This window comes from Clostridium saccharobutylicum DSM 13864 (genome assembly GCF_000473995.1).
Classification (GTDB): Bacteria; Bacillota; Clostridia; order Clostridiales; family Clostridiaceae; genus Clostridium; species Clostridium saccharobutylicum.
Window position 1 is genome coordinate 3,702,452 of the sequence record NC_022571.1, and the last position, 24,217, is coordinate 3,726,668.

Annotated in this window: 25 protein-coding genes and 1 pseudogene; 3 read left to right on the top strand and 23 right to left on the bottom strand. The window is 27.5% G+C overall.

The annotated features are described in order from the left end of the window. Positions 1–513 precede the first annotated feature (513 nt). The 9 genes from adc to brnQ form a co-directional block, all read right to left on the bottom strand. Positions 514–1,254 (bottom strand): acetoacetate decarboxylase, encoded by a 741-nt coding sequence (gene adc, locus CLSA_RS16135; protein ID WP_022747464.1) that lies wholly within the window; start codon positions 1,252–1,254, stop codon positions 514–516. Between the two features lie 75 nt (positions 1,255–1,329). Continuing rightward, complete coding sequence (gene ctfB / locus CLSA_RS16140; protein ID WP_022747465.1) at positions 1,330–1,995, bottom strand: butyrate--acetoacetate CoA-transferase subunit B; 666 nt, start codon at positions 1,993–1,995, stop codon at positions 1,330–1,332. Beyond that, positions 1,996–2,649 carry a butyrate--acetoacetate CoA-transferase subunit A gene (gene ctfA / locus CLSA_RS16145; protein WP_022747466.1) on the bottom strand — a complete coding sequence of 218 codons (654 nt, stop codon included), beginning with the start codon at positions 2,647–2,649 and terminating at the stop codon, positions 1,996–1,998. A gap of 92 nt (positions 2,650–2,741) precedes the next feature. Further along, complete coding sequence (locus CLSA_RS16150; RefSeq protein WP_022747467.1) at positions 2,742–4,151, bottom strand: aldehyde dehydrogenase family protein; 1,410 nt, start codon at positions 4,149–4,151, stop codon at positions 2,742–2,744. 597 nt (positions 4,152–4,748) lie between these two features. Continuing rightward, the gene (locus tag CLSA_RS16155) at positions 4,749–6,023 is read right to left on the bottom strand and encodes a hypothetical protein (RefSeq protein WP_022747469.1); all 1,275 of its coding nucleotides are present in this window, start codon (positions 6,021–6,023) and stop codon (positions 4,749–4,751) included. A gap of 77 nt (positions 6,024–6,100) precedes the next feature. Next, positions 6,101–7,327 carry a hypothetical protein gene (locus tag CLSA_RS16160; protein ID WP_022747470.1) on the bottom strand — a complete coding sequence of 409 codons (1,227 nt, stop codon included), beginning with the start codon at positions 7,325–7,327 and terminating at the stop codon, positions 6,101–6,103. 130 nt (positions 7,328–7,457) lie between these two features. After that, a complete protein-coding gene (locus CLSA_RS16165; protein ID WP_022747471.1) occupies positions 7,458–8,870 on the bottom strand; it encodes a HAMP domain-containing sensor histidine kinase in 1,413 nt (470 codons plus the stop codon). 4 nt (positions 8,871–8,874) lie between these two features. Next, a complete protein-coding gene (locus CLSA_RS16170) occupies positions 8,875–9,561 on the bottom strand; it encodes a response regulator transcription factor (RefSeq protein ID WP_022747472.1) in 687 nt (228 codons plus the stop codon). Between the two features lie 346 nt (positions 9,562–9,907). Continuing rightward, positions 9,908–11,254, bottom strand: coding sequence for a branched-chain amino acid transport system II carrier protein (gene brnQ, locus CLSA_RS16175; RefSeq protein WP_041716306.1), 1,347 nt, complete (start codon positions 11,252–11,254; stop codon positions 9,908–9,910). Positions 11,255–11,553: 299 nt separating this feature from the next. On the opposite strand from brnQ, the gene CLSA_RS24080 reads away from it, so the two are divergent. Next, on the top strand, positions 11,554–11,721 hold the full coding sequence (locus tag CLSA_RS24080) for a helix-turn-helix domain-containing protein (RefSeq protein ID WP_236903389.1): 168 nt from the start codon (positions 11,554–11,556) through the stop codon (positions 11,719–11,721). Positions 11,722–11,786: 65 nt separating this feature from the next. After that, positions 11,787–12,191 carry a LysR family transcriptional regulator substrate-binding protein gene (locus CLSA_RS24085; RefSeq protein WP_236903391.1) on the top strand — a complete coding sequence of 135 codons (405 nt, stop codon included), beginning with the start codon at positions 11,787–11,789 and terminating at the stop codon, positions 12,189–12,191. A gap of 304 nt (positions 12,192–12,495) precedes the next feature. Here the strand turns inward: CLSA_RS24085 and CLSA_RS22200 are convergent, their stop codons facing one another. The 9 genes from CLSA_RS22200 to CLSA_RS16225 all read right to left on the bottom strand — a co-directional run bounded on the left by CLSA_RS22200 (position 12,496) and on the right by CLSA_RS16225 (position 19,381). After that, positions 12,496–12,963: a hypothetical protein gene (locus CLSA_RS22200; protein ID WP_022747474.1), complete on the bottom strand. Its 468-nt coding sequence runs from the start codon at positions 12,961–12,963 to the stop codon at positions 12,496–12,498. A gap of 83 nt (positions 12,964–13,046) precedes the next feature. Next, the gene (locus CLSA_RS16190; RefSeq protein ID WP_022747475.1) at positions 13,047–13,235 is read right to left on the bottom strand and encodes a hypothetical protein; all 189 of its coding nucleotides are present in this window, start codon (positions 13,233–13,235) and stop codon (positions 13,047–13,049) included. Between the two features lie 140 nt (positions 13,236–13,375). Then, a complete protein-coding gene (locus CLSA_RS16195) occupies positions 13,376–13,795 on the bottom strand; it encodes a CGGC domain-containing protein (RefSeq protein ID WP_022747476.1) in 420 nt (139 codons plus the stop codon). 125 nt (positions 13,796–13,920) lie between these two features. Further along, positions 13,921–14,154, bottom strand: coding sequence for a hypothetical protein (locus CLSA_RS16200; protein ID WP_022747477.1), 234 nt, complete (start codon positions 14,152–14,154; stop codon positions 13,921–13,923). 105 nt (positions 14,155–14,259) lie between these two features. Then, entirely contained in the window at positions 14,260–14,430 is a 171-nt protein-coding gene (locus CLSA_RS16205; protein WP_022747478.1) for an aspartyl-phosphate phosphatase Spo0E family protein, read from the bottom strand. Between the two features lie 344 nt (positions 14,431–14,774). Continuing rightward, complete coding sequence (locus CLSA_RS16210; protein ID WP_022747479.1) at positions 14,775–14,984, bottom strand: alpha/beta-type small acid-soluble spore protein; 210 nt, start codon at positions 14,982–14,984, stop codon at positions 14,775–14,777. A 195-nt stretch (positions 14,985–15,179) separates the two neighbouring features. Further along, on the bottom strand, positions 15,180–15,968 hold the full coding sequence (locus CLSA_RS16215) for an alpha/beta hydrolase (protein WP_022747480.1): 789 nt from the start codon (positions 15,966–15,968) through the stop codon (positions 15,180–15,182). Positions 15,969–16,356: 388 nt separating this feature from the next. After that, positions 16,357–18,534 (bottom strand): HD domain-containing phosphohydrolase, encoded by a 2,178-nt coding sequence (locus tag CLSA_RS16220; protein WP_022747481.1) that lies wholly within the window; start codon positions 18,532–18,534, stop codon positions 16,357–16,359. Positions 18,535–18,691: 157 nt separating this feature from the next. After that, a complete protein-coding gene (locus tag CLSA_RS16225) occupies positions 18,692–19,381 on the bottom strand; it encodes a Crp/Fnr family transcriptional regulator (RefSeq protein ID WP_022747482.1) in 690 nt (229 codons plus the stop codon). A gap of 145 nt (positions 19,382–19,526) precedes the next feature. Here CLSA_RS16225 and CLSA_RS16230 point away from each other — a divergent pair, with 145 nt between their 5' ends. Continuing rightward, positions 19,527–20,210 carry a YjjG family noncanonical pyrimidine nucleotidase gene (locus CLSA_RS16230; RefSeq protein ID WP_022747483.1) on the top strand — a complete coding sequence of 228 codons (684 nt, stop codon included), beginning with the start codon at positions 19,527–19,529 and terminating at the stop codon, positions 20,208–20,210. Between the two features lie 246 nt (positions 20,211–20,456). Here CLSA_RS16230 and CLSA_RS16235 read toward each other — a convergent pair whose 3' ends face one another. The 5 genes and pseudogenes from CLSA_RS16235 to CLSA_RS22905 all read right to left on the bottom strand — a co-directional run bounded on the left by CLSA_RS16235 (position 20,457) and on the right by CLSA_RS22905 (position 23,909). Continuing rightward, positions 20,457–21,437 (bottom strand): D-isomer specific 2-hydroxyacid dehydrogenase family protein, encoded by a 981-nt coding sequence (locus tag CLSA_RS16235; protein WP_022747484.1) that lies wholly within the window; start codon positions 21,435–21,437, stop codon positions 20,457–20,459. 315 nt (positions 21,438–21,752) lie between these two features. Then, positions 21,753–22,412: a chloramphenicol acetyltransferase gene (locus CLSA_RS16240; protein WP_022747485.1), complete on the bottom strand. Its 660-nt coding sequence runs from the start codon at positions 22,410–22,412 to the stop codon at positions 21,753–21,755. A gap of 257 nt (positions 22,413–22,669) precedes the next feature. Then, positions 22,670–22,807 (bottom strand): annotated as a pseudogene (locus CLSA_RS24090) (aldo/keto reductase); the annotation flags it as partial. Positions 22,808–22,925: 118 nt separating this feature from the next. Next, positions 22,926–23,570 carry a lipoprotein gene (locus CLSA_RS16245; RefSeq protein WP_022747486.1) on the bottom strand — a complete coding sequence of 215 codons (645 nt, stop codon included), beginning with the start codon at positions 23,568–23,570 and terminating at the stop codon, positions 22,926–22,928. 186 nt (positions 23,571–23,756) lie between these two features. After that, the gene (locus CLSA_RS22905; RefSeq protein ID WP_022747487.1) at positions 23,757–23,909 is read right to left on the bottom strand and encodes a hypothetical protein; all 153 of its coding nucleotides are present in this window, start codon (positions 23,907–23,909) and stop codon (positions 23,757–23,759) included. Positions 23,910–24,217 lie beyond the last annotated feature (308 nt).

Sequence of the window (24,217 nt, forward strand, 5' to 3'; positions counted from 1 at the left end):
TTGTTTAATACAGTTTTATACATCCATTAGTTTTTTTATTACACTTAATTTAAATGATACTATAATTGAATAAAAATTATTATTCTCATCTTTCTTATATACATATCTTAATTATGAAAAACATCAGATATAAAACATAATTTGCAATTATTATAACGTAAAAACTCTCAAATATATCAAAAAAATTCTCAACTTTGTTTATTTAATACACCTATTTATCTTAATTTTACAATAATAGTAATATACTTTTTACTATTATATTTTTTTATTGAAGAAATTCAAATAAATACAGATATAAACAATTTTATATATGTAGATGAATAAAAAACATATGGATTAGTTAATTATGTTAGAATGCAAATATTAGTCTTACAGACTAGATAAATCTCTGTATGGAAGCAAAAGCTATCTAGTTAATATCCAAGATAGTACTACAAATAGCCATTCTGAATGAATATAGTTTTTATTCAGAATGGCTATTGATTTATCTAAAATATTTGATAAATATCATTTCTAATTTTTTGAAAGATAATCATATACAATATGAGGTGTTCCAAGTGTCAAATCTGTAAGAATATGCGATGCAGATACAACTTCTAATACTGGCAGATCTGCTAAAGGAGCTAATGCATGGCTAAATAATTGTAAACGCGCACATCCAGTCCAAGCGCCATGAATTTTTATATCTGTATTTTCTGCACGAATGAGCTCACATATTCTTGGCTTTCCATCATAACCTTGAATAATTTTCAACATGAAATTAGGACGGGCAATTTGATTGTAGGCTTCTTTTAGATCAAGTTGGCTATGTTTATATCCCATTGTTGCTGTTGCAACTGGTAACTTACCATATTTTAAAGTCCCAACTAAAGTATCTGAATCAACAAACAACTTTGGTTTGCCAAGTTTTTTGGGATAAGCACTGCTTTCTCTTCCAACTGCAATAGCTGGTTCATTATCCAGATACATCATATGAAGGTAATCTCCTTCAACACCATTAAACTTTACCGGAATAGCTTGCCCACATTCAGTATATGAACCTAATCCCGTAGTATCAGGCATGGCCATCATTTCAAATTTAACATATGGTCCAACTAATTCAAGTGGTTCTGGAACTATCTTTCTCAACGCTTCTAAATCAGTACGATAAATAATATTTAAATATTCTCTATTATGAAATTTATATGGACCTCTAGGAAATGCTGGACCGATAAGTGGTGTTGTAATTTGTTTAGATACTTCACTTTCTAACATAAAATCTTCACTCTCTTTTCTCTATTTTAGATTTAATACAAAAGCTTTCAATTACATACTTTGAATAATAAGTTTTTATACATCCATAGTCTTTATATCAGGCGGAATAATTAAATCAGCTTCTGTTAAAGATTTAATTTCATCAATTGTTGTATCTTTATTAATTTCTTTTAAAAGTAAACCATCACTTATTACTTTAATTACACCAAGTTCTGTAACTATTAAATCTACTTGAGATTTCGCAGTAAGTGGAAGATTACATTTTTTCAATATCTTAGGTTTTCCTTTACCAGTATGTTGCATTGCTACAATTATCCTTTTTGCACCTATTGCTAAATCCATAGCGCCACCCATTCCAGGAACAATTTTATTAGGAACTATCCAATTAGCCAGATTTCCTTTTTCATCTACTTCTAGCGCTCCAAGAACAGCAACATCCACATGTCCACCTCTAATTAATGAAAAAGACATTGAACTATCAAGAAATGCACCATGTGGAAGTAATGTCGTACATTGTCCACCAGCATTTATTATATCCTCATCTTCCTTATCTCGTTCTGCTATCTTCCCCATACCAACTATACCATTTTCTGATTGAAACGTTATATTCATTTCATTTGGTACATAATTTGCGACTAAACTTGGAAGACCTATTCCTAGATTTACAAGCTGTCCTTCCTTTAATTCTTTAGCAACTCTCTTAGCTATAATTTTTTTTGCGATAGTCTTATCTTGAATCAATTAAGCAGCCTCCTTCACTATATAATTTACTAATACACCCGGAGTCATTATATTTTCTCTTTTTAATTGTTCACATTTCACTAAATTTTCAGCTTCTACTATTACTATCTTTCCAGCCATAGCCATGTAAGGATTAAAGTTTTTTGTAGTAGCTCTATAGCAAATATTTCCAAACTCATCTACAACACTACCTTTTACAATTGAAACATCCGCGCATAGTGGGAGTTCTAATAAATATTCTTTACCACCAATTGTAACTTTTCTTTTACCTTCCTCTACAATAGTTCCCAATCCAGTTGGTGTTAATACACCTCCTAATCCAGATCCAGCTGCACGAATTCTCTCAATTAATGTTCCTTGTGGAGAAAGTTCAACTTCTATTTCACCATTATTCATCTTTTTACCAGTTTCAGGATTAGTTCCAATATGAGAAGCAATTATTTTTGATACTTGCCCATTAACAATCAATTTTCCTATACCTTTGTCTGGAAATGCTGTATCATTGCTAATAATAGTCAAATTCTTAATATTTAAATCTACTAACATATCAATAATATTTTCAGGTGTTCCACAATCTAAAAATCCGCCAACCATAATTGTCATACCATCTTTAAAAACATGTTTCAAATCTTCTAATTTAACTATTTTATTCAAATTTATTTCTCCTCTCTAAATATCATTAAATATTTTACAGGAATTTTATAAATTAACTTAATGCAGTCTTATGCATTAAGTTTGTAAATATATTAGCCTACGAACACACATCTTCTTTGTCTTGTGAAATTTCTTGCTGAAGTTATTCCCTCACCTGTGCATCCAGCAATTGTAAATGTTGTGAATCCTTCTGCACCATAACCTACACCTGCAAAAGACTTTGCATTTTTTACAAAAATAGTTGTATCTATTTCTTTTTCAAATCTATTTAAGTTCTCAATATTTTTTGAGTATATATAAGCACTATGCTTTCTATTCTGCTCTGCTATCTTTGCATATTTTATAGCTTCATCAATATCTTTAACTCTCACAATTGGAAGTATTGGCATCATTAACTCTGTCATTACAAAAGGATGATCTGCATCTACTTCACAGATTATACATCTAACATCTGAAGAAGATTCAACATCTATTTCATCTAAAAATAGTTTTGCATCTTTTCCTACCCATTTTTTATTTATAGTATACTCTGAAGTTTCATTATTTTTTTGTAATACTAGATTTACTAATCTTGATACCTGATCTTTATTTATAATCACAGCATTATTTTTAAGCATATTTTTAATTAAATCGTCTGCTACATTTTCAAAAACAAACACTTCTTTTTCTGCAATACATGGCAAGTTATTATCAAAAGAACAACCTTCTATGATGCTCTTTCCTGCCTTTTCTATATCAGCAGTATCATCTACAATAACAGGAGGATTTCCTGCACCTGCGCCTATAGACTTTTTACCAGAACTTAAAAGTGTTTTTACCATTCCTGGTCCACCTGTTCCGCACAAAAGTTTTATTGCTGGATGTTTTATAATTGCATCTAAAGATTCCATAGTTGGATTTTTTATAGCTGTTACTAGATTTCGTGGACCTCCACATGAAATAATTGCTCTATTTATCATATCTACAGCAAAAGCAACACATTTTTTTGCACCTGGATGTCCATTAAATACTACAGCATTTCCAGAAGCTATCATACCTATACTATTACATATAATAGTTTCAGTTGGATTTGTTGATGGAGTTATTGCTCCTATAACACCATAAGGTGACATTTCCACTACTGTAAGTCCATTATCTCCAGACCAAGCTGTAGTAGCTAAATCCTCTGTTCCTGGAGTATATTTAGCTACTAATTCATGTTTTAATATTTTATCTTCATATCTTCCCATATGTGTTTCTTCTAAAATCATTTGGGCTAAAATTTCTTTATTTTTTAATGTAACTTTTCTTATTTCAGTTATAATTTTTTCTCTTTGTTCTTTTGTATAATAAAGAGATAATCTTTTTTGTGCATTGACAGCTTCATCAATAGCAGTTTCAGCATTTTCAAAAACCCCTATATATGTGCTGCCACCTTCACAACCCTTAAATTTTAAATTTTCAACATTTGTTCTTAATTTTAAATCTTTAGTTTCTGGTGACACGAATAGATTATTATTCATAGTTTCTCCTCCTTAAATTTAAAAATTAATTGACAATTTGTTATTTTATAAAATGTTATAGATATTAAATTGTTTTTTAATCCCTATATGAAGTATATTATCACCAACAAATGGTTTTTCAACCTTTTTATTCAAAATAATTAAACACAATCAAATAAAACGTTGCCAAGCCATAATTGGGCAATCTATTTTAGTCCTATAAATCTAAAACAAATTGTATCGATTTATTTCGAAATGATTTAACGTTTATATATTCTGTGATAAACGTGTTTTTCGGTTCATTCCATTCCTATCTCTAAGTATAATTAACATAATATGCTTAGAAATGTTATTGTTCATTTCTAAGTTAAACATTAAATTTCTTAATACTGTCATCCTTCTATAATCTTTTTAATATTAAATTAATTTAATAAAATAATAAATTAAATTTAGGACTAAATACTTAAATAATAATTTTGTATTTTACAATTTATCAAAAAAAATATCGTAAATTCATTTCTGAATATTACGATATTCACAATATCTATATGTTAAAGAAAATAGCTTCTTATAATAATATTTATAATTCAATTTATCATTTTCTTCAATATAAATGTACTAATCTATACATTTGGAATTAATAAAATTTTTAATTATTTCATCAGAGTTTTCAATATTCTTAAAGAATATAACATCATAATAAACCCCATCTTCTTTCCAAAGATAACTTACATCTGATCCTTGTTCTGGTTCTATTCCTTTTTCTTCATATTTGAGAACTTCTTTATTGCTAATATTTAATTTTTCAGCTTTAACTTGCATAAGTTCTTTAGTTTTCCAATTTTCTCTATTAAAATATCCATTCTTCTCTATATCATCATATTCTTTTGAGCTTTTGCTTGCATTAAAAGTTATTGAACCATTTGAATTAGAATAAAAGCTGTTAAGTTCATAATTAATTTTATTATTTTCAATATCAGAATCACCTGAAATTCCAACTACTGAATCATTTATACTTATATCATCATTAATCTTTAGTGGAAGCTTCGGATTAAATCCAAGAAGGCTTTTAGCTTTTTCTAAATCTTCATTATCATAAATCTTCATAACTCCAACTTCAGTTGAAAGCTCACGATTTGGTACTGAATAGTCTACATTCTTTACTTCTTCTGGATATTTTATAGATTCTGATATTTTTTCTATTGTATCTTCCGAAAGATTCAATCTTTCCTTACTATCCTTATCTTCACTCTTAGTTACTAAATTGTATGATATACAATAATATAATCCATCATTTTCCCAAATAAAATACTTGTTAGTTTCTTTAAATTCTCCTACTGCTAGACCATTTGATAATTTTTCAGATGGTCTAGTAATTGACATTGTTAAACTTGTCCCATTTATTTCTCCTAATTTCATAGTTTGTTCTTCCACATCTACTTGTGGATCTTTTGAACTGTTCATTTTTGATACTTCTATTTCCTTTAATCCATTTACAGGATCTTTTTTTAATGCATAAAATTTAATACCTGATACTTTACTATTTGAATTATTAAAGAATATTTGTATTCCATTATCATTATTTGAAAGCTTTCTCATATGAAAACATTCTAAACTATTTCCAGCTGGAACAAAGTCTGGTACCTTAAATTTAAATCCTGCAATTTCTTCCACCTTTTTTATATTATCATAATATTTTGAAGGTTCATCAATAATAAAGTTATATTTTCCATTTGTAGTTTCTTCATTACTAGAAACTGTTGCCATCCCATTGTTAATTTCTGCGGCCTTAACTACAGAAGTACTTGTAGCTACCATAGCTGTGATTACTACACAACTCAATATAGCTTTTTTAGAAATTTTACGTGAGTCTTTTTTGAAATTTTTTATCATTTTAATTTTCTCCCTTTTACATATTGTGTACAAGGTATTATACGCCCCTTGTCGTGGCACTTTAGTCATAATAAAATCTATTCTAATTCAAAGAGATATTCATCATCCTTCAATATTTGTTGGCCTTGTGACGAATTTTCTTTGCTTGTTTCTATCACTCCAGCAATAAATTTATTATGATTAGGACTAAAAATAATTTCCTTTGACATGTCGCTTCCATTTTCTTCATTATTTTTAAATAATTTATCTTTTACAATGAATTTATCCCCCTCTAACTTTCCATACATAGTTACACTTTGCTCTATATTATTCCTTTTTTCAAGATATCCATATACAACAAATTTATTTTTAAAATCAATCCCATTAATTGATAAGTCTTTTCCTCCAAAACTTTCTTCATATTTAATTACTTCTTTTTTATCAAAATCTACTTTATACCACTTCTCTTTATTAATGCCTTTTTCATTTTCTTCTGTGCACTCAACAAATAAAGTTCCATCTTCAAATACATTTGTAATACGAGGTACACTTAATTTCATAGATGATTTTTCCCCTGTTTCTAAATTTAATTTAGTTATTTTATCTAATTCTTGTATATAAATATTTCTTTCTGTTAAATCAAGTTTCGAACTCAGCGCCGCCATAGAGTCACGTGATTCTACAGTATATTTTTTATTATCTTTATAATTTAGTACTGTGTATTCTGCTCTATCTGCCATGCCCATTTCATCTCTCGATACTATTTTGCTTTCATAAGAAATATAATTGAAATCAATAAACTTTACTTTATAATTAATAAATAAATCTTGTTTCTCCTTTGGAGTTTTACAACCTGGTATACCATCTTTAAATTCCTTATCAATATCTAACACTTCTTCAAGCTTTCTTTCTTTTGGATTATATACAAATGCTTGTTTCTTATTTCCTAATAATATAAGTCCTTGTCCATTCCAATAATCATATATTCTAGTTATATTACTGTCATTTAATATTTCTATGCTCTCCCCACTTTCCAAGTTATAACTGTACAAAATCACCTTTTCCTCTTCCTCTTCAAAAGGTGTAGGTCGACTTCTTGTTAAAATATTCTCATCATCAATCCAGAATAATATTTCTTGATTATCCAATCCACTCAATTTCTTTTTCAATACTGGTTCGCTTCTGATTTTACTATCCTCTGATTTTGCAAAGACTTCCTTTTTAACATCATCTGATATTTTAATTACTTTTGTCTCAGAACATCCATTTAATAAAGTTGCTATTGCAATACATCCTATTAGGATTGTTTTAGTTACATACTTCAATTTAACTTCCCCCTAATGAAATTAAGAACTTTCAGTTGATTTCTTTTGATTAGAATTATGTAAATTCATTTTCAAATCTTCCTTACAAATACATATTACCTTTTACATGTTTCAAAAATTGTGCAAGTTGTTACAAACATGTTAACTTTACATCAACTTTTACAACATTATCTGTAATATCTATTATTATGTCTCCATTATGTTCCTCTACAATTAACTTACATATATATAGCCCTAACCCATTACCATCTGAATCTTCTGCATTTTCCCCTCTCATAAATGGTTCAAAAGCTTTTTCTTTAAAGTCTGCAGTTAAATTGCTGCTTTTATTAGATATTGCTATATTGTAATTTCCTTTTTCTTTTTGTCCTATAATCTCTATCTCTCCATATTCAATTGAATACTTATAAGCATTTTCAAGTAAATTCAATAAAAGACTTTTTATTTCATCATATATTCCAATAATATTGCATGTTTCAATATTCAATTTAACTTTTATACTATTGTTATTTCTAATTTTCATTTCTTCTGAAACTTCATTTAACATTTTTCCAATATTAAATTCACTTTTTTCTTTACTCAAAATCTGCCCTCTTGAAACCTCTAATATACTAGAAATCATACTATTTAGTTTAGCACTCTCTTCTTCGATTGAGCTTATTGCCTGTTTCCTAAACTTTTCATTATCAAAATTAGACTGCAAAAGTTCTGCATATCCAGATATTGAAGTTAAAGGTGTCTTTAATTCATGAGTAATATTGCAAAAAAAGTCTCTCCTATTTTTCTCTAAATGATGTGTTAATTCTATTTGCTTTTTGATCTTTTTTCTCATTTTATTGTACTCATAAGCTAAATCACTTATTTCATCCCTATTTGTGTGTTCTAATACCTCATATCCATAATTACCTTTAGAAATTTCCCTAACACCATTTAATAAATTTTCAATAGGCCTTGTGGATTTTCTCATTATAAGATAAGTTAAAATCAGAATTATTAAAAAGAAAAAGCTCTCTACTAATGTAAAGAGTAAATATATATTTCTATTATTAGTAACAATCTCTTTATAATCTCTAACAATTTCAACTATTCCTAAAAATTCTTCATTAAAGTAAAATGGATATGCAAAATATCCTTTGTACTCATTATTTTCTTGTGTAAAATATATGTATGCTTTATTATTCTTAGCTTGTTCTATATGTGTATTTATACTTTTATTCACTTCACCATTTACACTTTGATATTGAAGTTCTCCATTAACATCATAAATGCCTATAGTTGAATTATCATACTCTGATAATTTCATTGCTATCATAGGAGAATTACTTATAAAAGTTTGTTTATCTAAAGCTTTTCCATTTATCATAAAGTATTGATTAATGAACTCTGTAGAATTATTTTGCTGAATAGTCATATCATTTTTTATAGTATTATTACTGCTATAATCTATAATATTTTTTACAACTATATTTAAAATAACACCACCTAAAATTAATAAAATTCCAACCCTCATTGTTATTTTAGTTCTTAGCTTTCTATTTTTCATATAGTTACCTCAACTTATATCCAACGCCAAATACTGTCTCTATGTATTTATTTTCACTATCTTCAATCTTTGCTCTTATCCTTCTAATATGTACATCTACAGTTCTGAGTTCTCCAAAATAATCATAACTCCATATCTTGTCCAAAAGTTCTTCTCTAGAGAATACTCTCCCCTTATTAACTGCTAATAAATGCAATAGATCAAATTCCTTAGGTCTTAAACTTATTTCTTCTCCATTCTTAATTACAATTCTTCCATCCTCATCTATATAAGATTCTTTTCCTATCTCTATTAAGTTTTTCTCTTTTTCTAATTTTATAGATTTCTCTATTCTTTGAAGTGACTTATTAACTCTAGCTATTACTTCTTTAATATGAAAAGGCTTAGTAATATAATCATCAGCACCTATTTCTAAGCCCAATACCTTATCTACAATATCATTTTTAGCAGTAACCATAATCACTGGAATATCTCTTTCCTGTTGAATTTTTTTGCATACTTCAAATCCATTTATATCAGGAAGCATCAAATCTAGTAGAACTAAATTAGGTTTAAATTCGTTATTTCGCTTCAACGCCTCTGCTCCATTTTTCTCACTCTCAACTTTAAATCCTTCTGTTTCAAGAGCAAAAGTAAGCATTTCTCTTATACTTTTATCATCTTCTACTACTAATATCTTGTTATTCTCCATATCTTCACCTCAAGTTTTGATTGTGTCTCATATTACCATTTTAACATTTATTTGTTACAAAGATGTTGCCTTATGTAATAAATTATGATTAAATAATTTAGACTTTAGGAGCATGTGATAGCTTACCGAAAGATGCTGTATTCTTCTATTGCTAAATAATTGAACTATAAGTTTGTAACGAGAAAATATTATTTTCATGCAACAAAAATAAGGAGTGCATAAAAGCTACTCCCTATTTAATCAAAATAAAATAATATTAAAATTGCTATAATAAAAATTAATTTTAAGTTTATGAATATATGTACTACTTAATTCAAATATCATTGAAAATGTCATCTACAATACATTATTTTTTCCCACGAAAAATCCAAATAATTAGTCCTATTATAAATCCACAAACTGCTGGTAATATCCAACCGAATCCATAATCAAATCCTGGTAAATATAAATGTGCAAAATTAACAACTTGCTTAACTGCAGAATTTTCTTGCATGAATTCTGGAAGCGCTTTACATAAATCAAAGAAAGCTGCAATAATTGTCAATCCTGTTGTCCATTTATAAATATCACTTTGTTTATTAATAATTGGAGTTAATAAAGATAATACTATTAAAGTAATTACTAATGGATATAAAAACATAAGTACTGGTATAGATAACTGAATAATGTTACTTAATCCAAAGTTTGCAATCACAAAAGAAAAAACAGTAAATACAATAGCATATTTCTTATATGAAAGTGATTTTGGAAACATTTCGCTGAACATTTCAGAACATGAAGTAATTAAACCAATTGCTGTTTTTACACACGCAATTCCTATAATAGCCGCTAATAATAATTTTCCTGGTACTCCAAAATAATAATTACTTACCATTGATAAAATACTTCCACCATTATCAGCACGACTTACACTTCCTAAGCTTGTAGCTCCCATATAAGCTAATGCTGAATAAATAACAGCCATAGCAACAACACTAACTAAACCTGATTTACATGTTTCAACAGCAATTAAACGAGAATCTTTAATACCTAACTTTTGTATATTAGAAATTATAATAACAGCAAAAGCTACAGAAGCTAAAGCATCCATCGTATTATATCCATCCAATAAACCCGTAAATAATGGCTGTGCAGCATAATTTCCTTGAGCCGCATATTCGCTTACTTGTCCCATTGGGTTTATAAATGTTGCAATTAATAAAATAGATAAAAGTACTAAAAAAATAGGCGTAAGATATTTACCTACCCAATCCAAAATTTGTCCTGGTTTTAAGGAAAAATAAAGTGTAAAAAGAAAAAATATCAATGAGAAAATAATTAGTCCCAATTTTAAATTTTCATCAGCAATAAATGGATGAATCCCAACCTCAAATGCAACTGTAGCAGTACGTGGAATTGCAAATAATGGCCCAATTGTTAAATATAATAGGCAAGTGAATATGCTTGCATAACGAGAACTGATTGGCCTCGCCATATCAAATAAACTTTCACTTTTTGAAAGTGCTGATGCAACAATCCCTACCATTGGTAATCCTACACCTGTAATTAAAAATCCAATAGTCGCTGCAAAAGTATGATTTCCAGCTTGTTGCCCCATTTGTACAGGAAAAATAAGGTTACCTGCACCAAAAAATAGTCCGAATAATAATGAACCTATCAATAAGTTTTGATTAAAACTTAGTTTTTCTTTCATGGAATAATCCCCCTCTTCTGTTTTTATATTACCAAAAATTTTCATCGTTTTTACTTTAGACACATTCAAAAAATAATAAGTCTATGTGCCTTACTGTTTCTCTTTCCAACTTTTGATAATAACTGATTCATTTTTCTATTATAATATACTTATATAAATTAGTAAAATTCATTTTTTTCATACTATACATGAACTTTATTCAATTAAAGGGAAAAATGCACATGCAATTGATTTCATACAAAATTATTATAACTGTTTATGAACAGAAAAGTTTTCAAAAAGAATCAGAATTGTTGCATATGACACCTTCTGCAGTAAGCCATGCAATCTCCAAGATAGAAGAAGAATTAGGCTTTTCTCTATTCATTAGAAACAAAAATGGAGTTACACTAACATCTTATGGTAAAAATTCACTTCCCGCCTTTCGAAATGTTGTAAATAGTAATGAATCTTTGAAGCAAGTTTAGAAGTTAATGGATTAGAAAGAGGCAGTGTAAAAATAGGCTGCTTTAATAGTGTCTGTACTAACTGGATTCCATCTTTAACTCGAGATTTCAACTCACTTTATCCCAATATTTCGATTGAAATTTTTCAAGGTACTTATATTGATATAATTGAATGGATTAAACTTGGCATTGTTGATCTTGGTTTTTTATCTGTTTCAAGTGCAGGAAAACTTCCTATTCATTCTTTATATAACGATACACTTGTTTGTGTTATTCCAAAAAACTTTCCAGTTTCTCATTCAGATTATATATCACTTGATGAAATAAAAAATGAAGCATTCGTAATTCAGCATACAAGCTGCGATTCTGATATTCAAAACTATTTTTCAACTCATCATCTAAAAATAAAATCAGATTATCATGTTATGGATGATTTATCAACAGTATCTTTGGTAAGTCATGGATTTGGAATCTGTTTAATCCTAAGTTAGTTATGCAAGACATTTCATATCCTGTAAAAACCTATCCAATTAAACCCGCTGCAAGTAGAATTATTGGTATATCCGCATTGAACCCAGAATCTATGTCACCCGCTGTAAAGAAAATGTATGAATTCATAATAAATTATAATTATCCAAAATATGATTAAATGAATTTTAACAAATCATTTTACTATAGATAAACAACTTTTAATTTAGGCTTATGCTATAAATTACCGAAAGTAAGGGAATGCATTTTGCAACTGATTCTTAATTATTGATTATTTGTTGTATCTTGAGATTGAGTATGATTTTTTTAAGCATGCATAGAAGCTTTAATTGCATCTGCCTTATCTTGAGTTATAATTCCAGAAGTTACAATGTCTCTAAATATATCAGTTCTTCCTGTAGTCTTATTGCTTTCAAAGTAAGCTTTACGATCACTTTTACTGATATTCTTAACTTTTTCCATCTCAGCTTTTCTATCATTTTGTTTTTGTGTTAAGTAATTTATAATTTTAGTTTCATCATCTTGAGTAATAGTTCCAGATGTAACTAAAGCATCAAGCTTAGTTTTCATTTTTTCAGAAGATAAGCCCCAATCCTTTCTATTACCCTTTCCAATATTATCTTGAGCCATTTCACTCTTTACTTCATCAGCTTGGGCTTGAGTTAAAGTACCGTCAGTCACAAGAGCACTTAGGAAATTACCTTTCTCTGTATTCTTTTGACTTTGAAAATAAGCTTGACGTTCAGAATCTGTCATATTTTTAATCTTGTCCATTTCAGCTTGTTTTTCTGTTTGTTCTTCACTTACTTTGCTTACTATAGAAGTTTCTTGAGATTCAGTAATAGTTCCAACAGTGGCTAATTTATCAGCTCTGATTTAATTCTATCTGTTGAAATTCCTCTTCCCATTCTACATTCATATCTAGCTGTACTTGTTGAATTGCTATCACTATTTGTTACAGCAAAGGCCGCAGTTCCAGTTGAAATTAATACACCACCAACTATTGTTGCTGTTATTATTTTATTGATTATCATTTTTCTATTCATATCAATCAACTCCATTACTTTTATTGTTTTTGAATTTTTTATATCTACAAGTTTTTATTGGTATGAATACATAATAAATCCGTTGTGTCACAATTTTGTCACAGTTTAATAAAAGTTTTGTGTCAATTTAAAGTTTAAAATTACTCTTGCCCATAACAATTGTATAGGCCTTGTTCTCTTTTCTTTTTTGCATTTATACTTATGTAAGAACCCTCAATTATATTATTATAACCTTTCTTTAAAACTATACTCTTAATATAGTCTAAATGTGGACATTTATCATAATGATGATTATCAGTTACCATACAAGATGATAAATGAACAACTACTTCATCTTTCCTAATATTGTTCTTTTTATATGCCTTATTAGAGAAATGTTCTAATTTAGATGCAATTCCCTTTCCACAGCATCCCCCGCAAGTAAAAGAAATATATCTTGTATTGTCATCATAATCTTTAAAAACTTCGTCCTTATTATAAAAAGCATTTGTGCATGCAAATCCACTGCACCTTCTATGTGCAATATCACACTGAATAATAACAACATATTTAGCGTTCATATTTAGTCCTCCTCTAGATTAATTAATTTTAAAATACGATCTAATATTAGTTTACACTCCCACCCAAGGTAATGGTCAAGTATTTTATAAAAATATTAATGCTCTAAAGATGAAGATCTATCAATTTATTTAACTGACTCCATAAAAATTTTATTATAAACTTTTATTCCTTCAAGTTCGGTTATTACGTTCTCGTTTATTTGTGATATGTACTCCTCAAGCATTTGTATTTTTTCTAAATCATTTATATTCTCTTTACAGCAATTTAATATTTCCTTATATGATTGCATTTGCATTTTTATTAATGATTCATATTGTTTATTAGTTATATCTATAAATTCTATTTCTTTACTTGTCATATCTCCCCCACCTTTCTAAAAATTAAATTCTAGAAAAATAAAAATAATCCTCCCAAATATTACAAATACATGAAGGAGGAATAAAAAATTCCTCCCCGAACTCAACTACTTGTCTACTCTACTAATTAAATTATTGTATTCGTTCAATGCTTTATCAAGTTCTTGGCTTGCAGTTATTACTTCTGGATCTAATAAATTAGTTTTTTCATTAATTAAATCCTGCAATGACTGTCTCATTTGGCAAATCCTTTTGTTTATTTCTTTAATTTTTTCCATAATATACCTCCTTTCGCTATTTATTATAACTAAAAAGACGAGTATTATTCTTAATTTGTAACTTTATGTAACACAGTTTGTAAAAAGCACATATAATTATGTAATTTCTTATTTTTTCATATAAAAAAAGCTCTCATTGAGTTGAGAACTTTTCAAACATTATCTTACTTTTTATTTTCATAGTTAAATTTTATTAAAATCAAAAATTATATATTATTCGAAATTTATTAGTTAATATCTTATTAAAATAAATGTTATGGCAAATTAACTTTTTAATTGGAAGTTCCGCTTAATACATAAGGATGCACTAAGAATATAACTTAGTGCATCCTCTTATTTATTTATTATTTAAGACCTTGTTCGTAGCTTTCTATCATATGTTTAACCATATATCCACCAACACTTCCGTTTTGTCTTGATGAAAGGTTTCCCTTATCTACATTTTCATAATCACTTAATCCTACTTCTGATGCTACCTCAGTTTTTAATCTATTCAATCCTTGTTTTGCCTCTGGAACTAAAGTTCTATTTCTTCCACTATTATTTGAAGCCATATCTATCTACCTCCATTAGTTATAATATTTTGCCGGCATTAATATATTAACCACTCTAATAAATTATAACCTACAAAAATGTTAGTAAATGTAGCATGGATACCTTGTATTAGATAACTTTAGCTATTTATATATATTTTATTATTAAATAAAAAAATCACTGCAATTGCAATATAAAATCCATTTTTATTGAAATTACACACATCTTTCTAAAAATTTCTTTAATGCTTCATTAAAGAAATACCAGTCATGAACACCATTCCATTCTTCATATGTAAAATCAAAATCAAGTTTTTTCATTTCGTTACTAAATCTCATATTATCCTTACGAAAATAATCCTGACTCCCACATGAAGTATATATCTTAGGTTTATGTGGTTTCTCATTTGATTTCTTAGCTAATTCTAATATTTCATAATCAGGATTCCATTCTAAATTATCACCAAAAATTGCTTTAAAATCGTTTAAAATCTGTTCCCCAAATATCTTCTTTGTTTTTTTAAATTCTTCTGTATTTTCATCATATCTTTGGATCTCTAATCCTTCTTTTAAAAATAAACAAGCTGAAGAAAATGCACCACAAACTCCGTATTGTTCAGGTTTTGACAATGCACATTTTAATGCTCCATATCCTCCCATAGAACCACCAATCACCATTGTATCTTCTCTTTTTGATGATATGTTAAAAAAGCTTTTGCATATAAGTGGTAATTCTTCTGTAATATAAGTAAAGAATTTTGCACCATATTTCATATCTGTATAAAAACTTCTAAAAACTTCTGGCATAATAAAGATAACATCATAATTATCAGAGTATACTGGCAGCATAGTAAAGTCGGCCCAATCACCATTACTACCACATAATCCATGTAATAAATAAGCCACTTTATAGCTGCCATCAGCTTTTAACTCATTAGGGGTTACTATTGTTATTCCTGTTTGCATTTCAAGTATTTTTGAAAAAACATTTCCTCGTAATATCATATCCATCCTCCAAATATTATATAAAATTGCTTTAATTGCATTTAAATAGTACTAAGCTGCGTTAATTTAAAGTTGAATTCTTTAAATTAACTATTAACAATCATATATTATTAATCATACAAAATATTCCTTATCTAAGCTAGCTAAATTATAAGTCTAAGTTTAAGATAAAAGTTTCATTGCTAAAATAATATCATACTAATAAAAAATATAGTTAGTCATAAATACTTCTGTATTATTTGTGCACATATATATGGGTGCTGCAAAATTCATAAATACCTCTATAAAATTAATAACCATGCATAAATTAGAAAATTAAATTCTGTAAATGCATGGTTTTTTCATTTATAAATATTATTCTTTCAACGGCCTTAAATAATAAAAATATTTAATTATCATATGTTCTTTGTATCTTCTTCACAACTTTATCTATAAATACTTTCACAATAAATGGATCAAACTTTATTCCTGCATTTTGTTTTATTTCATTTATAGCTTCTTCTACGGTTGAAGCTTTTTTATAAGGTCGTTCAATAGTCATATCATCGAACGAATCTGCAATAGCAATAATCCTTGATTGCAATGAGATTTCATTTCCTTTCAAACCTTTCGGATAACCGCTACCATCCCATTGTTCATGATGCTCTAATACAAATCTACTTATTTGTGAAAATTTATCTACAGTATTTAAAATATGATAACCAATTTCCGGATGACGTTTTACAATATCCCATTCATCTTTACTTAGCTCACCAGGCTTATTAATTATATCCTCATCAATTGTAATTTTACCAATATCATGCATTAATCCTGCAATTTTAATATTCTTAATTTGATCTGGATTTAATTTTAATTCATATGCTATAGCTCCACATATTATACTAACATTCTTAGAATGCTGTGCTTCTATCTTATTTTTGTACAGCTTCTCAATTGCACGATCTATAGTCTTCTTCTTCATATTTTCACTTTTTGAAAGTTTATATTTATACATATTATCTTCTGCTTTCTTGAAAACATCGTGAATATCATCAAAAACGTCTTTTTTTACAGCAAGACCCATTGAAACTGATAAAACAATATTTTCTGTATCCTCATTCGTAATTGCTTCGTCGATACGATTAATGATGCTCCTTGCATCTTCAGCATCAGTATTAGGTAGTAAAATAACAAACTCATCTCCACCAATTCGTGCAACAATGTCATTTTTACGACATTTTCTCTTTAAAATTTTTGATATACTTACTAAAAGCCTATCTCCTGCTATATGTCCAAAGGCATCATTAGTTAACTTTAATCCATTTACATCTGCCATAATAATACTTAAAGGATAATATTTCTTATCCATATTTAATCTTTCAATTTCTTTTTCATAAAATCTTCTATTATATAAACCTGTAAGCTGATCATGATAACTTAAAAATTCAATTTCCTCTTCTGCCAATTTTCGCTCTGTTATATCAGATAATAAATTTAATGTTGCATCTTCATTTTCCCATTCAATCCTAATTGATTTCATCTCAATCCATCGAATGGTGTTATCTTTCTTAACAATTCTAAAAATATTGCTACCATCTTCAACTGCTTCACCTTTCAATAGTTTTGTATGATCATTAATAATACGTTCTTTATCATCTGGGTGAATAAAATAACTAGCTTGACGTGAAATCAATTCACTTCTGTAATAACCAGTAACTTTTTCTGCTATTGGATTGCAAATTTTTATTTTTCCTTTTTGAAAAACCATAATCATTTCCATAGCATTTTCAAATAATAATCGGTACTTTTTTTCACTTTGATTTAATGCATCTACAAGCTTATTTCTAAATGTAATATCACGAACTACAAGAATTAAATGTGATATTCCTTTAAGTTTTATTATCTTAGCAGAAATAAGAGCAACTATTGGTTCTCCACCTTTTTTTGTTAAAATCACTTTTAAATTCTTGCAGTAGCCTTTTGTTTTTATCTCATTAATGAGTTTTTGTCTATCTGAAGAATCTTTGTAAATACCTATCTCTTCTGGACATTTTCCGATAACATCCTTCATTTCATAGCCAAATGTTTCACAAAAAACTTGATTTACATTTACAATCAACCCATCATTTAATCTAGTTATTACTGTTGTCTCTGGACTTGTGCTAAATATTTGTTCGAAATGTTTCTTAGCTTCGGTTGCTTCACTTTCAAGGTCAGATATTTCATTAAAAATTAATTCTAACTGCTTTGTCATTTGATTAAAAGAATCAGCAATTTCTCCTTTTGAATCAATTTTTTTAGAAAAATCTCCTAAAGATACTGCTTTTATATAGCATGCTAAGTTTTTCATAGAAACTTGTAAGTTTTTAGCTACATCAGGCAAATATCCAGTTTCTTTAATTTCGAATCCCACTTCTCCACGACTAATGAAATTAACAGCATTTCGAATTTCAAGTATAGTATTATAAAGAGATTCAAATCCTTCAACCTCCAACAACTCTTTAGATGGGTATGGTTCAATTTCTTTATCTTTTATTAAGTTCAATAACAATTTAATTATGATGTCAAGTTTATTTGAGTCACTCATTTTAATCCCTCACTATTAATTATTTTTAATAGAATTTTCCTTAAAGCTATATATTTAATCTCATAAATATTAAAAAGCTATGTATTTTTCATTAAAATTAATTTAAATTATCTTCAATTCACTATAACTTTTATAATATAAATTTTATTTTTATAAATTATAATGATTTTATATACAAATTTTTAGATAATTCTCTCAGTTTATTTTCATCCAATATGGATACTGTTTTATTATCACATTTTATAATTGATTTTTCTTCAAGCTCTTTTAAAGTCCTATTTAAATGCCTATAAGTTGTTCCTAAAAATTGAGCAATTTCTGAGAATGACGAGTCTAAAACTATATAGTTTTTCTCGGTTAAATTCTCAACTAAATAACTAGCTAATCTATTTATAAGTGGATATACAAAATTATATGAAGTATTATTAACAGTTACATAAAGTTTTTCACTTAATGAATCTATCAAATGACGCAAAAACTTAGGATTATCCAAATATAATTTTCTTAGCAAATTTGAAGATATCGCTATTAAATAGCTATCTTCTACTGCATCAATATCACAAGCTATAGGCAAATTCTTTAAAAGTTCTAAATCTCCTATAGAATTAAAATCTTTATAAAACTTTAACAGCATTGACTTACCATTTTCAAAAAGATATGTAACTTTAATTTTTCCATCTACAAGAATATAATAATATTCTAAATTAGTTTGTGCTTTTAATATATACTCCCCTTTTTCATAAAAGTGAAGCTCCATATGATTAATTAAATCTGCATCAAATATATTTTCTATATTATGTTTTGAAATATAATGATTTAAAAGATTAATATTTAAAATTCTTTTCATTATCCCTCCCAACATGACATATGTCATGTTCAAACTCTTGCAAATATAATATTTTATTTATAAGGAATTGTAAAGTAAAAATAATTAATTATTAAAAATATAATATTTTTAATAAAAAATTTAATAACTTATACGGAGGAAAACTATGGAATACGAAATTATACTATTCGATGCTGATGAAACTTTATTTGATTTCAAAAGATCTGAAAAAGATGCAATAAAAAATACTATGATTGAATTTAATATAGACTATAATGAGAATTATCACTTAAAAATATATCAAGAAATAAACACAGCTATTTGGAAAGAATTTGAGAATGGACTTATCACGCAAAAAAAATTAAAAGTAGATAGATTTAAAAGATTGTCAGACAAGCTAGATATTAAATTTGATGAAAATAAATTCGCAAAAAGCTATATAAAACATTTAGCTAATGCATCCTTTTTATATGAAGATAGTATGGAACTTGTAAAAAGTCTTTATAATAACCATAAACTTATTATAATTACAAATGGCCTTAAGGATGTACAAGACAATAGAATAAGAAATTCCGTTATCGCCAAATACTTCCGATGTATAGTCGTATCTGAAGAAGTTGGGATATCAAAGCCAGATTCAAAAATATTTGAACATGCTTTAAGGAATATAAATTATACAAATAAAAGCAAAATATTAATGGTAGGAGATAGTTTAACTTCTGATATACAAGGTGGAATAAATTTCGGTATAGATACATGCTGGTATAATCCAAATAATATACAAAATAAAAGTGAACTAAATCCTACTTATGAGATTTCTAATCTAATGAATCTCATAGATATAATTTAGAATTAAAGTTATGTGTTAACTAAGAGAAAAAATAGTGTTCTTTTTATTTCAATTAGGCACATAAAAAATAACAAAACAAAGATGAATTGCATATTTCGTATTAGACAATGAAGCAAATTTTGCTCATACTAAGTCTATTAGTATACTAACTCAATCTGACTTAAATCTGCATTCATACTAGTCAATTATTTTTTAATTGTGCCTTATTATAAAAATTATTTAATCATTTACTTTTAAATTCATCCTCTACACAATTTTCCATAGATTCTTATCTCCACTTAATTCAGCAACACAGCTAGCAATTGAGTTTTTAACCATTTCATCTAGAGCTTGTCTTGTATGAAAAGCTGTATGCGGCGTAAGTATTACGTTTGGCATCGATCTAAGTATCGCCATATTTCTATGGGGTATAACTTTATTCTTGAATTCTTTATAGTAATATTCCGTTTCATCCTCTATTACATCCAAAGCAGCTCCTCCAATTTTTCCATTTTCAATTGCTTCAATTAAAGCATCTGTATCAATTAAGCTACCTCTAGCTGTATTTATAATGATTGCTCTGTCTTTCATAGAATTGATAACATCTTTGTCAATCATATGAAAGCTTTCGTCTGTAGCCGGCATGTGCAACGAAATTATATCACTTTCAGCATATAGTTCATTTAAAGATACATAATTTAAAATTCCTTTCATTTCTTCTTTTTCACGTCTACTATATGCAATAATTCTACAGCCAAATACCTGAAGCATCTTTGCAACCTGCATTCCAATCTTTCCTGTTCCAATAATCCCTACTGTTAAGTTCTTTAAAAGACATCCTTGTACATTATTTAACGAAAAATCTTGATTCTGATAAGAATTAATAATTGTTTTAATATTTCTTTCTGCCATGAGCATAAGCATAACTGTATACTCCGCAACACTATCTGGCGAATATTCTGAATTTCCTACACCCATACCTATCTCCTTCGCTCTTTCTATATCAATATGATCATAACCAATTGTCCTAGTGGAGATATATCTAACACCCTCTTTATAAAAAGCATCTATCAAATCCGATTTAACTGGAGTTGTAATTATACACACTGCATCTGCATTATGAGCCAATTTTATATTCTCCATTTTTGGTGGTTCATTAGTAAATACAATCTCTATTCCATGTTTTTCTTCAAGTCCTTCATAATAAGGCTTTTCCATATCCAGTACACTATAAACTACAATCTTCATTACTAAATCTCCTTTATTTGGTATTTCCAATTATTTAAAATCATATTATACTACTTTGAATATAAATTCAATCTCATTTTAACACTACTATAGATAAACAACTTTGAATTTCAATGAAAAACCCTATGGAAACAAACAAATTAGTGCTTAAATTTATACATTGAATTTATAGTAAAACTAGAAATTAGGGATATGTTTTTGTGAAGCGTTTCGTTAGGAATTTTTATGGTTATGATTCCTTAGAAACCGCAACAAAAACATATCCCTAATTTCAGTAAACATAACTCTAAATTTCAAACTATTTATCTATAGATTTTATAATTTTTTTAATAACATTGTATCAAATTTGTCTATTGTCATTTGAATGCTATTTATAAGCTTACTTACATGATATCCATCAGCTACTGCATGTGATATTGTCACAGTAAATGGCATAATCCATTTTCCATTCTCTTCATGATATTTTCCATACGTTATTATTGGCATTAATGATGGACTAGAATCATTAGTATATGTTGAATATCCTGTATAACTAAGCCATGGAACACAAGATATACAATAAAAATTTTTAGGCTGATTATCTTTTATTTTTACGCCTTTAATATTTGAATACTTTTCAATATCACATTTATAGTTATCATAAAATTTATAGAAATCGTTATCATACAATGACCAAAGATCTGAAAAAGTATTATCATCTTTATGAAAAATTGTATAACTAGGATGAACCATATCATATATTATTAATTTATCATCTTCTCCATACCTCATACGAAATTCTGGCATCAAATTTATGTTATAAGTAACACAATAAATAAATGAAGGATAAAATTTTAAATTATTATTTTCCAATAACTTTTTAAATACAGTAACATCAAGATTTGCAGTAATACTATAACCACATTTAAGCTGTTCTATATAGTATTTAAAATGTTCCCTTCTTTCCCATTTTTCAAGATTAACTACATGAAACATAAACTAAACTTCCTCCTTAAGGCACATAAAAAAATAACAATTTCATGTGCCTAAAACTTATCTCTCTATTCATTTTATCTATTTAATTAAACTAAAATACCATTAAATATTAAATTATAAGTGGAATTATAAAAATTTAAAAATGTTCTAATATTTTTTATAGTGATAAAAATGTTAATTTATCACGGAGTGTACATAATCAATTTTTTTAATAAAAATAAGAAGTACCATCTTCAGCACTTCTTATCATCATATTTTTAATTATTTATCTCTATATTACAAATCATAAAATTAAATATATCCATATTTTCTTTTATTCTTGATAATGTTGTTGATTTAGGAATAGTGGTAACCCCCATTTGCAAATCCCATCTTAATACTATTTGTGAAATTGAAAAAAATGACTCCTGTTCAATACAGAAATCATCTTCTTAACGTTACCTAAACTTTTTTTAACTGACCTTGACAAAAGGTACATTTTATTTCGTAAGTTACTTTTTTATTTGTATATCATTACGATATTCTTTTTACCTCATAAAATACGCCTTCAACAAAATAAAGCAAAGTATCGTTATCTTTAATAAATAAAGTAGCTCCTTCACCATTTTGGTTCGATATATCTAATTCAGTAATAGAATCAGTATCAACACCTATTTTTGAAAGATTAGTATGATAATCACTGACTATAGTGTTTTGTGTTTGATTAGTCGTTGTATATTTTGGGTTATTATAAGACACATCCCCAACAGTTGCTACTTGACTAGAAAAGCTCATTTTCTCCCCTATTAATGAGTCATCAGCACCAGCCGATACCTTTGCATACCCAGCTACTTTTTTTAATTCCCAGTTACCATAAAATGATTTTTGATCTTTGTTACTTTCTTTAGAAGTATTTTGTGAACTGGTATTATTATTTGTGCTCTTTTCTGTTTTATTAGTATTTGTGTTTGTACTATCTTTTTTATTACTATTTGTATTGTCACTATCTTTTTGTGCAGCAACATTATTATCCTTTATATCAGTAGTAGTGTTTTCTTGATTATCAGTTGTAATAGCCGTATCTTTTGTACTATCATTACTTTGTACTTTTTGATTCCCACAACCACTTAATGTTATTAGCATAACTGCTACTGATAAAATAATTTGTATACGCTTCAATTCTATTCTCCTTTTCTATTGTGAATATATATAATGTAAATATTATACTTATTATACCATAAACCTCTAAATCATTATATATAGCTATGATAGTACAAAAATCCTTGGATAATATCTTATCAAAATCTACCACACAAATTATTTAATTCAATAAAACGACTTACAAAAAAATGCTACCAGTATCTTTCATCCTATTCCAATATAATGCAAAGAAATCGCCACTGCTTTACTTAATACAAGGTAGTTTCCTGATCTATCTATGCCTATCAAAATTAAAATGATTCCTACAATAATCATTAAAATAGAATATTTGTACTCCCTAATAAATGTGCTCCCCATTTTTATTTACCCCCTTCTTCTTTAAATCCTTATAGTTAAATTTTCTATTTAATCGTGTACTATAACTTAAATAATTGTCAAATTAAATACATGAAATAAGTGATAAACCAAAGATTCAATGTATATTTTGCATACAGCAAAGCATAATATCACTGATATTGCAAATCTAGTTATATTTTGTATTTCCATAATACCATTTTAAGTTAAAAATTGAAAATTTAATATTGATTTATCTTTCATGAACATTTCATTTTTGAAAGATTTCTCTTTTTTAAAAAATAACAAATCCTTCTACCAAGATTATTGGG